Origin of the sequence: Rufibacter tibetensis (assembly GCF_001310085.1) — a bacterium.
Lineage (GTDB): Bacteria > Bacteroidota > Bacteroidia > Cytophagales > Hymenobacteraceae > Nibribacter > Nibribacter tibetensis.
In genome coordinates this window covers 2,690,636-2,702,964 of sequence record NZ_CP012643.1, presented here as the reverse complement: position 1 = coordinate 2,702,964, position 12,329 = coordinate 2,690,636, and the positions used below count along the sequence as shown (strand labels likewise).

Below are 12,329 nucleotides of genomic sequence, written 5' to 3'. Positions count from 1 at the left end.
TGGCTTTTTAATTCCAGAAGAAGAAGTACAGCAACCCAATGATGAGCACCACTCCTGCCGCCGACACGTTGAACCCTGCGTTGGTTTTAAACAATTCCGGATCTGCCACAATGGCTTTCTCGTCGCCGGTTTCCATTTTCACGTTGGTGTACAGAATAATGGCCAACATAAGGAACAGCACGCCCAGCATGTAGATAGACTCCAAGGCCAGGTTTTTGTAAGGTTCTGAATACAACAGTCCTACTACGAAGCAAACAACGCTTAGGGCGAAGATAATGTAGCTGGCTGTTAAAGCAGACTGCCTATATCTGCCCTGCGGCAACGCCATCCGTACTTTGGTGCCACGCTCGGTAAAGCTCATGACAGAGGCAATAAGGCACAGGAAGATGAACACGTAGCCCATGCGCAAAATCCAAGGCGTGTCTGGTAACATGATCTTAAATAAGATACCCGCCGGGATTGTTGCCAAAGAAGTAATCAAAGCGGCACGGCCTGTAATTTGTTTCCAGAAGAGTCCCATACCGAAGACCGCCACCACGCCCGGATAAATGTACCCGGTGTATTCCTGAATGTATTGGAACACCTGGTCTAAGGCACTTAACTTCTGCGCCACTCCCATGGCAATCACCAACGCCACTACCGCCACAATACGACCCATGCGCACCAACTGGTGGCTGGTAGCATTTGGGTTAAAGTACGGCTTGTAGATGTCCATGGTGAAGATGGTGGACGTACTGTTGATGATGGAGGCCAGCGAAGACACAATGGCTGCCGCCAAGGCCGCGAAGGCTAATCCTCTGATACCAGTAGGCACAAAGTTTTTCAAGAGCCACGGATACGCTTCATCAGATTTGGAGATGGTTCCCATGGCCTCAATAGGCTTGCCCAGCATGGTAGAAAGTTCCTGCGGGGTATACCCGTTAATCAACACGTACGCCACAATACCCGGAATTACCACAATCACTGGGATAAGGATTTTAAGGTAGGCGGCGAAAATCAAGCCTTTCTTGGCTTCGTCAATGCTCTTGGCAGCCAAACCTTTCTGGATGATGTACTGGTTAAAGCCCCAATAGCCCAAGTTAGTTAACCACATCGCCCCAAAGATCACTGCTAAGCCTGGTAGATCCATGAAAGCATCTTTCTTTCCGCCCGCACCGTCCGGCACAAACATCTGCCCTTCCGGGATGATCATCACAAAGTGGTCCTGCGCTTTTTCATAGATGCTGGCAAAGCCCGCAAATACCCCCTCTCCCATTCCAACGGCATCCAAGGCCATGAAAGAAGTTATTAAGCCACCAGCTACCAGAATCACTACCTGCACCACATCGGTCCAGGCTACGGCTTCCAAACCACCGTAGATTGAATAGACTCCAGAGAACACCAGTAACCCAATGATACCATAGATGAGCGGAATGCCCATGATGTTTTCCATGGCCAGGGCGCCCAGGTAACTTACTGAGGTAAGGTTCACAAACACGTATACCAGCAGCCAGAACACCGCAAAAGAGGTACTCACGCCTTTGTTAAACCGTTGGCTTAGGAACTGCGGCATAGTAAAGATGCCCCGCGCCAGGAAAACCGGTAAGAAGTACTTGGCTACTATGATCAAGGCTATGGCCGCAATCCATTCATAAGCGGCAATCCCTAAACCAATGGCAAAACCAGAGCCAGAGGTACCAATAAAGTGCTCGGCCGAGATGTTGGCCGCAATAAGCGACGCACCCACCGCCCACCAAGGCAGCGATTTGTCGGCTAGGAAATATTCATCTGAGGTTTTCTCAATACCATCTTTCGTTCTGGACACCCAAAGACCTAAGGCAATAATGACTATAGCATATACAATAAAAATGATATAATCTAAAGGAGCGAATCCGGCATTCATGAGTAAAGAGGGCTTAAGTGATTATTTGACAATGTAAAGCAGGAGGCATGGTTTGCCTCCTGCGATTGAGAAAAGATTACTGACCGTAATAAGAATCTGGCCCGTGCTTTCTTTCGAAGTGTTTCTTGATGAGCGAGTCTTGCAGGCGGGGCACTTGTGGTCTTATCTGCTCTGTTAAGAATGCCATGCGTGCAATTTCTTCCACCACGGCGCTGTTGTACACCGCTTTCTTCGCGTCTTTGCCCCAGGTGAACGGTGCGTGATTTCCTACCAAGATCATCTCCACCTCTTCGTAGCTCATGCCCTTTTCTTGCAGGTAGTTCATGATCTGGAAACCGGTTTCGTACTCGTAGTTCCCCTGGATCATGGCATCGTCCATGGGTGGGGCGCAAGGCACATCGGTGGTGAGGTGGTCAGCGTGGGTGGTACCGTAGATAGGAATATCACGTTGGGCCTGAGCCCAAGCAGTGGCGTACGTAGAGTGCGTGTGCACAATACCACCGATGCTTTCCCAATGCTTGTACAGCACGGCGTGAGTTTTGGTATCAGAGGAAGGCCGCAAAGAACCTTCTACCGTGTTGCCATCAAAATCCACAATCACCATTTTCTCCGGCGAAAGGTCTTCATACGGCACACCGCTGGGCTTAATAGCAAATACACCTTGTGAACGATCCACCGCGCTCACGTTCCCGAAAGTAAACAAGACTAGACCCAGTTTGGGCAATTGCATGTTGGCTTGGTAAGCCTCTTCTTTGATGTGTTGGTAAGAACTCATGGATGCTTATTTGACTGAGGCTTGGGAAAGGCCTTCCAGCGCTTCCTGATTTTGAATAGATTCTCTGGTCTGGCCATCCTGGGCCGGGCTACTCACTTCAGGCAAATCAGAAAGAACCTCTGGTCTGGCAGACATGCTATGAGTTTCCAAAAAACCACCCAACTCAGTGTATTTCTGATAGCGCTTGGCGTACAAATCTACTTTCTCTAGGTTAGGGAAGTACTCCAGGTCAAAGCCTTGGCCCATGGCTTCCATCGCCTCTTCTACCCTGGTATACAAACCTGCTGCGGTAGCCGCGAACATAGCCGCTCCAATGGCGCAAGTCTGCTCTGATTTGTGAATTCTAATCGGCATGTTCATCACATCGGCCATCATTTGCATGATGAACGGTGACTTTCTTGCCACACCGCCTAGACCAATAAGGCCTTTCACTGGCACTCCTTGCTCGTTGAACCGGTCCACGATCTTCTTGGCGCCAAAGCAAGTGGCTTCCACCAAGGCTCTGAACACGCGCGGTGCATCACTGCCTAAGCCTAACCCAGAGATAGCCCCTTTTAACACTTGGTTTGCATCTGGCGTACGACGGCCGTTGAACCAATCAATGGCGAACTCGTTGTTCTCAGACAATGGAATCTGATCGGCGGCAATACTCAACTCAGGAATGATTCTGGCAGACACTTCTTCCACTAACGCCTCAGCAGTAGCGGCGTCAATCACCTGGGAATTGGCTAACAGATTCTGCAAAGGCCACAGCAAAATTCTCTTGAACCAGGCATAGGTATCTCCGAAAGCCGATTGACCCGCTTCCAGACCCATCATGCCCGGGATTACGGAACCAGGCACCTGACCGCAGATACCGCTTACTAAGGTGTCACCTATTTCCTCTAGAGGAGCTACCAGCATGTCACAGGTAGAGGTTCCCATTACTTTGCTCAGGTGGTACGGCTCAATTTGTCCGCCCACGGCGCCCATGTGCGCATCAAAGGCCCCAACGCCCACCACGACCTCGGTAGACAAGCCCAGACGATCAGCCCATTCCTGGCTTAACTGCCCGGCAGCCTGGTCTGAGGTATAGGTTTCTTTGAACAGGCGGGAAGTGAATCCATCCAATACCGGGTCTAAAGAAGAGAAGAATTCATTTGGCGGAAGTCCGTCGAACTCCTCGGCCCATAGGGATTTATGGCCCGCGGAGCAAACGCCGCGTTTCATGGCATCCACATCGGTGCCGCCGGTTAACAGGAACGGAATCCAGTCACAGTGCTCTACCCAAGAGTAGGCAGCATCGCGTACTTGCGCATCTGCGCGCAGTACATGCAACAATTTGGCCCAGAACCACTCAGAAGAGTAAATCCCGCCCACATATTTCAAGTAATTCGGATCGAATTTAGTAGCGTGCGCGTTGATTTCCGCCGCCTCTTGTACGCCGGTGTGGTCTTTCCAGAGCACAAACATGGCGTTCGGGTTTTCAGCAAACTCCGGCAACAACGCTAAGGGTATTCCTTGTTTGTTCACCGCTACAGGTGTAGAACCGGTGGTGTCTACGGAGATCCCTTTCACCTTAGCGGCTACTTCTGCACCGGCTTTCTGAAGGCAATCTTTGATGGTTTTCTCCAGCCCCTCTACGTAGTCTAAAGGATGCTGTCTGAATTGGTTTTCAGCCGGAATACAGTAAGCTCCTTTGTTCCAGCGGGGGTAATTGAACACAGAAGAAGCTACTTCTTCCCCATTCCGGGCATTTACCAGAACAGACCGCACTGAGTCTGATCCATAGTCTACACCAATTACAAAAACATCTTGCGCCATATCTATTTTATTGATGTCAAATTAACGCTTATTTACCTATTGCCAAATTCTCAGCAGTAAACTTTTATGGATTTTAAAATTCTACCACTTGCAAAGGCATTTACTTTACAAGTATAGCAATAATGTTTTACAAATGTACGTATGACACTTATATTTATTATTACGCTTATTATAGGGTAAGAAGAGGGCTTCAAAAGGCAAATTTCTGCTAACCAACTGCTTCATACGCAGATATTCCCGTTTACAGGCTAGTTTCTGAAAAGTAGCTCTAAACGGGAATATCTGTTTTTTTATTTGGTTCTAACTGGCAGCCTGGGTGAAGCTCAGGAGCTTATCTCTCCTTCCCTGTTTTATACCAGGAACTTCTCTGGGTTAGGAATGAACTTCAGGAAGGCCTCAAAGTTGTCGTAGTACTTCTCCTTGTCCAGTTTATAGTAGAACGCGCCTTTGCGGGAGCTCTCTTTGTCTTTGTCTTCCTGCCGCACCAACAAGCCGGTGGAAAGCACTTTCCGGCTGAAGTTACGCTTGTCAAAGGTGGTTTCGTAGAGTTTTTCGTAAAGGATCTGCAGTTTGGGAAGCGTAAATTTCTCGGGCAACAACTCAAACAAGATGGGGTGCAAGGCTGCTTTATATCTCAACCGCATCTTGGCCATTTCTACCATCTGATTATGATCAAAGATCAAGTCTGGCATCTCACTGAGCAGAAACCACTCGGCGTGGTACTCTGAGCTTAGCTGGGCTTCGTATTTATGGATGTCAATAAGTGCGAAGTACGGCACAGCGATGGTGCGCTCCACAGGGTCACGGATGGGTTCACTGAACCCCGGAATCTGCTCCAAGTACACGCCTTCTAACCCGGTAAGCTGTTTAAGAACGCGTTGGGCACCCGTTTCCAAGCTCTCGGCTGGCTGAATGAATCCGCCCATCAAACTCCACTTCTGCCGCTGCGGCGCAAATCCCCGCTGAATCAAAAGTAGCTTGAAGTTTTCACCGTCAAACCCAAATATGATACAGTCTACTGCAACAAGGACCCTTGTCTGGCCCGAATACTTCATCATTCCTTTACTCTTTTATTACGAAATCCTCAGTTCAAGATAGAGGCAAGAACACCTGCTTAAGAAGGTTTTCCCTTGCACACGTTTTCTGCTGTTTGACTTTGTAATCTTGTAAAAAACCTAAATGCTATCGTTGGTATAAGCAGATAATACTGCTGTAATCCAATTCTGAAGCAAATAAAGAAATAGTAGCTGACTTTTATGCCGTTTTCAAAAAAACAGCATAAAAACAGACAGTACCCGCAAAGAACTACCTTGAAACTAGTCTGTTAGCCAAGAAAAATCCCCGAGTATTCCTGTGATAGGGATGCCCGGGGATATGTGTTCATGCGAAAGGCAAAAGCTTATTTAGCTGAGAATTTATGCACCGTGGTGGTGTTGTACGTCTGCCCGGGCTTTAACACGGTAGACGGGAATGCGGGCTGATTTGGAGAATCTGGGAAGTGCTGCGTCTCTAAACAGAAGGCTGTTCTGAAGTCGTCTTTGGCGCCAGATTTCAGGGTGTGGCTGCCATCCATGAAATTACCGCTGTAGAACTGCAGCCCGGGCTCCTGGGTGAATACCTCCATCACAATGCCGCTTTCGTTGCCTACCACGGTGGCGGCCTTCTTCAGGTCTTCTCCCTTGCCGCCGTTCAACACGTAGTTGTGGTCATATCCCTGGCCAAACTTCAGCTGCTGGTTCTGGTCTTTGATTCTAGCCCCAATGGTAGTGGCCTCCCGGAAATCAAATGGAGTGCCGGCCACCGACTCGGTACCCGTAGGAATCAAGGAAGAATCAACGGGATTGTATTTGTCTGCGTTGATCTGCAGCTTGTGGTTTAAGATGGCGCCGCTGCCCTCGCCGTTCAGGTTGAAATAGGCGTGGTTGGTTAGGTTCACCACGGTAGGCCGGTCAGTGGTGGCGGTGTAGTCAATCTTCAGTTCATCTTGGTTTGTCAGAGTATAACGCACCGTCACCTTAAGTTCACCCGGATAACCTTCTTCCAGATGAGCAGAGGTATACGTCAGAGTGAGAGTCTGGGCATCAGGCTGCTCGGCCTCCCATACCACCCGGGAGAATCCGGTGTCGCCCCCGTGCAGGTGGTTGGGCCCGTTGTTGGTGGCCAGGGTGTACTCCTGCCCGTTCAGCTCAAATTTCCCGTGGGCTATGCGGTTGGCGTAACGGCCCACCGTAGCCCCGAAGTAGGTATCCTCTCCCTCGGCAAAGCCCTGCACTTGCCCGAAGCCGATGACCACATCACGCAAATCTCCGTTTTTATCCGGCACCCACAGGCCCACCAGGCGTGCGCCATAATTGGTGATGGCCGCCAGCACCCCGTTGTCATTTTGCAGGAAAAACAAATCCGTCAGTTTGCCGCCCATGGTTTGCCGAAAATCCTGGACTAATAATGTTGGGGCCGTAAATCCTTTTTCAGTGTCTGACATGGTTTGAGCGTTTGTACGTGAATGTTTGGGTAGTATTGGGTTTTAGAATTTGTCTTCTACAAAAATGGAACCTGAGGTAAGATTACCAGAAGCGGTTTTCTACACCTCCTATCTATATTGCCAATATTTTTGTTGCCTTTTTTCAATAAATACTTCTATCTGCAGCTTTCCCTTGGGCCCTAAGATTAGTCAAAACTAAAATAATTGCTTTTATAGAAGGCAACTGTGTTTAAGTTAGTAAACGCAAAAAAGCCTTACCAGAAATGGTGAGGCTTTTCCTTTGCAGAGAGAGGAATTTGAACGTGCTTATTTTCCTACTTTATTTAAAAACTAGCCTCTTTCAACTATAAAAAATCTCAGGGTCCTGAGAATTGTTTTATCAACCTTCAGGACCCTGAGGTAAAGTGTAAACTTAATAGCCTGGATTCTGTACCAGATTTGGATTAATATCAACGTCGCGCTGCGGAAGAGGCAGCAACCGGTGTGTACCAAGTCTAAAAGTTGTGAATGCTGGATCCCGCTGAATAAGCTCATTTAGCTTTGCCTGGTTTTCAAAGTAACCCCAACGATCCAAATCGTTCCAACGGTGTCCTTCGCCGGCTAGCTCTGTTACTCTTTCGTGCTCAATCTGCCTTTGGAACTGCGCCTTCGTCATACCTGGTCTAGTTGATAAAAGAGTAGCAAGTCCTGCTCTTTGTCTTACCCTATCTACATACTGATAGGCTTCCGTTGTTCTATTTAGTTCGTTCAAAGTTTCAGCATACATTAGCAGCACATCTGCGTAACGGATAAAGCGATAGTTATTGGCAGATCGGAACCCTTCTGCTGCACGCCCTGCCTGAGCATCGTTAGAGAATTTTCTTAACCATACCCTTCTATCATTCGCCCCGTATCGTGCTGTGAAGGTCCGCCCGTATATCATGGTGGACCCAGGTCCTCTTACATCAGTTGAGTCGAAGAAAAAGGAAGCTGCCAGGCGAGGATCCCTTTGTCCACTTACTGTTTTATCTTTATGGAACTCATTCACGACCCATCTATGAATCTCAGCATCAGAAAAGCCTACGTTTGCTGGTGCGATAAACTGAGGGAGAGGCGAACCGTAGTTCTGGTTTGGCGTTTGCACATCATTGTCTGTAAATTCTGACTCGTTTGTAGCAAATTGCCATTCAAAAACAGATTCTCGGTTGTTCTCGGTTGTTGAAAGGAAGTTATCACGATAATTTGGCATCAGACCGTACACCTGGCTACCTGGTCCTTCCACTAACCATTGCAGTGGCTCCAAAGCGGCATTGTAGTTGCGTAATTGCATGTATACCTTCGCCAATAAAGCATTAGCGGCTCCTCTGGTAACACGCCCAACATCAGCACCGGAGTAACTTAGTGGCAGAGCTGCTGCAGCCTCCTTCAAATCCTGAGCCGCCTGTGCGTAAACCTGCTCCCGTGTTGCATTTGCTGGCAACAGGGTTGGCTTTGATGGTTCCAGGATAAGCGGCACATTACCGTATAAGCTGGCCAGGTTAAAATAGAAGAAGCCTCTGAGGAATTTTGCTTCTCCTATAAGACGTGCCTTCAGGTTTTCATCCATTTGTATATTAGGAACATTTGCCAGCGCCTGGTTCGCACGGAAAATACCAATGAAATTATCCCCATAAACCCAGTTGGTTTCACCGAAATTGTAGTCCGTTATCAGGAATTTATCCATGTTATTTGGAATTTCTACCCTGGGACTACGGCTAAAGGCTTCATCAGAACGCACCGTATAGTAAAACCACTGCCAGAGCACGATAGGCCCCCGGTGCAAGGTGCTGTAAATAGCGTTTACTCCCTGCTGTGCATCAGTAGCGTTCTGCCAGAACTGAACGGTGGTAGGAGCATTTGGGTTATCAATGTCTAAGTCCTGTTCACAGCTGGAGAAAGACAATCCGGCTGCTAACGCAAAATATAGTATCTTTTTCATAAAGAAATTCTTCTTACAAGTAAGTATTAAAACTCAAAATTCAGGCCTACAGTATACACCCGGCTGGCTGGCCAGTTTCCGGCATCTAATCCCCTTTGAAGGAGACCAGCACCCGTTACGTCCGGATCAAGACCTGAATAATCTGTAAAGGTCAATAAGTTTTGTCCGCTAATGAACACACGGGCATTGTTTGTATGAACCCTGCTCAGGAAGCTTGCCGGCAGATTGTATCCTATTTCTATGTTACGAAGGCGCACATAAGAAGCATCCTCCAACCAACGGTCACTTGCATAGCGGTTGTTGAATATAACGCCTAGTTCTGTGTTGCGGGCAAGTCTTGGATCATTAGTGTTGGTGTTCGTAGGAGTCCATGGGCTGATGTCGCTACGGAAGTTGGTGTTTACATAGGAATCCAAGATTCTTCTAACATCATTGAACACAGTCTGACCGAACACCCCTACTAGTTGCAGGTTAAAGGTAAAACCACCGTAAGAAGCATTGAACTGAGCACCTGTTTGTAGCGTAGGCCACGGAGAGCCAGCAAAAGTCCGGTCATCGTCGTTGATCTGCCCGTCATCGTTCAGATCTATAAACCGAATATCGCCTGGTTTGGAGAAAGGCTGAATGATTGTACCGTTAGAACTTCTGTGACTAAGCACCTCCTCTTCACTTTGGAAGAGACCAGCTGTTTTTACCACAAACCACTCGCCAATACCGCGGCCTACCTGAGAACGGGTTGCTCCCGCCGTTAGATAATTTATTCCTTCTCCCCGGTTTCCTACATCCTCTACTCTGTTTTTTATAGTAGTAAAGTTTCCAGACACATCCCATTTAAAGGCATTCTCTGTGCTGCGGTAGGTGGCAGAGAACTCTACCCCGCGGTTACTGATGGAAGCAGCGTTCACAAACGGGTCACCTCCTAGGTTACCTGTGTAGAATGGTATTGGCAAACGCACCAGCACATCCTCAGACAAAGACTGATAGTATTCCGCTGTTATCAATAATTTGTTATTGAATAAACCTGCATCTACGCCAATGTTCTTTGAAGTTCTGATTTCCCATCCCAGGTCTGGGTTTATAAGGCTTGCCTGGTAGGCACCTACAGCGATAACGTCGTTGTTAGGCCCAAAAACTATTCGCGGGTTATTATTGATAACTCCGATATAATCCCATGAACCTACGGTGGCTATACCTAATTGTCCGTAAGAGGCACGCAGTTTCAAGTCAGACACCCATGGTACTTGTAAGAATTCTTCATTGCTGATTCTCCAGCCCAAGGCTACTGATGGAAAGAATTTGCTTCTATTGGCAGCTCCAAAACGAGAATCCTGGTCATAGCGACCTGTCAGAGTTAAAAGATATTTGTCATCGAAAGTATAGTTTAACCTACCCAGTGTACCGTTGATGCGGAAATCTTCCGGCACTCCTCCTTCTGAAGATTGTTCGCCGGTAGCAGAACTGATGGTGGTCAGGTTTTCACCACCAAAATTTGCCAGTTGATTTCGTCTGGCTTCCAATACTTCCCTTTTGTTCCACTGCTGAGAATAGCCGACAACCCCATTGATGCGATGACGGCCGAGTTCCTTATTAAAGTTGAGGGTATGCTCAAACAGCAAAGAATGGAAGTTCTGTCGGTTCTGGTACACGTGGCTTGGTTCAAAAGCCTGTGCCAGTACCCAGTTACCTTCTGTTCTTACATTTTGATGAAAGTCAAAACCGGCATCCACACCGGCATTGAACCGGTAACTTAAGCCCTCCAATAACTTCACATCAGCAAACGCATTGCCTACAGCTCTGGTGTATCTGTGCGTGGTGTTGAACAGTTCCCTCATAGCAAGATAATTCCAGGCATAAATAGGAGCTGAAGTCTGATCACCAATCCCCCAGCCTCCCGGATTACCTGGGCCAACCAGAGCAGGGTCTCTAACCGGAATAACCGGCAGCAACTGTGGCATATCATAAAAAGGGTTAGCCAGCAAAGGGCGCTCTTCCCAAGAATGGGTTAAAGCCAGGTTCTCACCAAAGGTTACTCTGCCTTTTGTTCCCTGGGTGTTCACGCGCACACTTGCCCGGTCAAATGAATTACCAACCACAGCGCCTTCATTCGTAAAATAGGATCCGGCAATAAAATAATTACCGGCTTCTGAACCACCAGATAACGAAAGGTTATAATCCGCCAGTGTTCCTAGTTGTGTTGACTCTTTCTGCCAGTCAGTATCTGTAACTGTCCAGTGTCTTACACTATTCGGACCAGTAGCAGGAGGAGGAGTCAGGGAAACGCTGGCAGGTGGTGTGGCGCCGGAGTTCTCATACTGCTGCCGTTGCGTAGCCGCAAATTGTTCCGAGTTCATCACATCCCACAGCTTAGGAAGCTGCTGAAGACCGGACCTCGCAGAAAAGCCTACTTTTGCCGGGCCTGTTCTACCTCGTTTAGTTGTGATGATGATGACACCGTTACCAGCTCTTGAACCATAAATAGCCGCCGCAGAAGCATCTTTCAGGATCTGGATGGATTCAATATCATTAGGATTGATGGTAGGTCCCGCATCCGTAATCATACCATCAATCACATACAAGGGAGTGGTATTAGTAAAGCTGGCAACCCCACGGATATCTATGGCGGCACCTGCTCCTGGACGGCCTGAATTACGCACCGTAACTCCTGGGGCTAACCCTTGAATAGACTCTGCTACTGTACCAGCCGTAACTCTTTGGGCTGCTTCCGGGCTTACAACAGAAGCCGCACCAGTCAGGTCTTTTTTCTGTATGGTCTGGTAACCAATTACTACCACCTCTGCCAAGGCTTTCAGATCTGGCTCTAACTGAACATTGATAGTAGTTCTGTTATTTATCGGCACTTCCTGTTGTGCGTAACCAATATAGGAGAAAACAAGCACTCCGTTCTCCGCCCCATCAGGCACATTCAACGTATAGTTGCCGTTCACATCTGTATTGGTACCTATAGAGGCACCTCTCAAAGCAACACTTACGCCAATTAAGCCTGTACCGTCTTCGCCTGTAACTCTACCCGAGACCGTAATGGCAACTGCTTTCTTTATTCCAGCACCAGATCCAACAATCCCTTGGCTGCCATAGTTTCTTGACATCGCAGCCAATGCCTGCGCATGTAAAGGTATTTGTAAGCAGCCACATAACACTACTGGTACCACCAGCATAATTTTACGGAAAGGTTTCTTCATATAGGTTTAATTTTGAGTAGTTTAAAGTTCATAAACGCCGTTTTAAAAAAAAATTTAAACGCAGGTACAACCTCAAATAAAACTGATTCCCAAGGCTGATGTGAGTAAGTAATCAAATATATAGTGTATTTTTGACATTTAAAATATTTAAAATATTTTTCTGAAAATTATTAATCTCTTACTTAACCAGCCTCTTTTGCTTTGTAAAGTTACCATAGTCTTAACATCTT

At 47.6% G+C, this 12,329-nt stretch carries 7 protein-coding genes; all 7 read right to left on the bottom strand.

Features of this window, described 5'->3' with window-relative positions; genetic code table 11:
- Positions 1-7: 7 nt before the first annotated feature.
- Positions 8-1,882 carry a sodium:solute symporter family transporter gene (locus DC20_RS10900; RefSeq protein WP_062543854.1) on the bottom strand — a complete coding sequence of 625 codons (1,875 nt, stop codon included), beginning with the start codon at positions 1,880-1,882 and terminating at the stop codon, positions 8-10.
- A gap of 76 nt (positions 1,883-1,958) precedes the next feature.
- Positions 1,959-2,657, bottom strand: coding sequence for an L-ribulose-5-phosphate 4-epimerase (locus DC20_RS10895; protein ID WP_062543853.1), 699 nt, complete (start codon positions 2,655-2,657; stop codon positions 1,959-1,961).
- A gap of 6 nt (positions 2,658-2,663) precedes the next feature.
- Positions 2,664-4,460, bottom strand: coding sequence for a ribulokinase (locus DC20_RS10890; RefSeq protein WP_083470303.1), 1,797 nt, complete (start codon positions 4,458-4,460; stop codon positions 2,664-2,666).
- A gap of 350 nt (positions 4,461-4,810) precedes the next feature.
- Positions 4,811-5,518 (bottom strand): NUDIX hydrolase, encoded by a 708-nt coding sequence (locus tag DC20_RS10885; protein ID WP_062543852.1) that lies wholly within the window; start codon positions 5,516-5,518, stop codon positions 4,811-4,813.
- Between the two features lie 341 nt (positions 5,519-5,859).
- Positions 5,860-6,942: an aldose epimerase family protein gene (locus tag DC20_RS10880; protein WP_062543851.1), complete on the bottom strand. Its 1,083-nt coding sequence runs from the start codon at positions 6,940-6,942 to the stop codon at positions 5,860-5,862.
- 412 nt (positions 6,943-7,354) lie between these two features.
- Positions 7,355-8,899 carry a RagB/SusD family nutrient uptake outer membrane protein gene (locus DC20_RS10875; RefSeq protein ID WP_062543850.1) on the bottom strand — a complete coding sequence of 515 codons (1,545 nt, stop codon included), beginning with the start codon at positions 8,897-8,899 and terminating at the stop codon, positions 7,355-7,357.
- 26 nt (positions 8,900-8,925) lie between these two features.
- Positions 8,926-12,099 (bottom strand): SusC/RagA family TonB-linked outer membrane protein, encoded by a 3,174-nt coding sequence (locus tag DC20_RS10870; RefSeq protein ID WP_245652195.1) that lies wholly within the window; start codon positions 12,097-12,099, stop codon positions 8,926-8,928.
- Between the last annotated feature and the right edge of the window lie 230 nt (positions 12,100-12,329).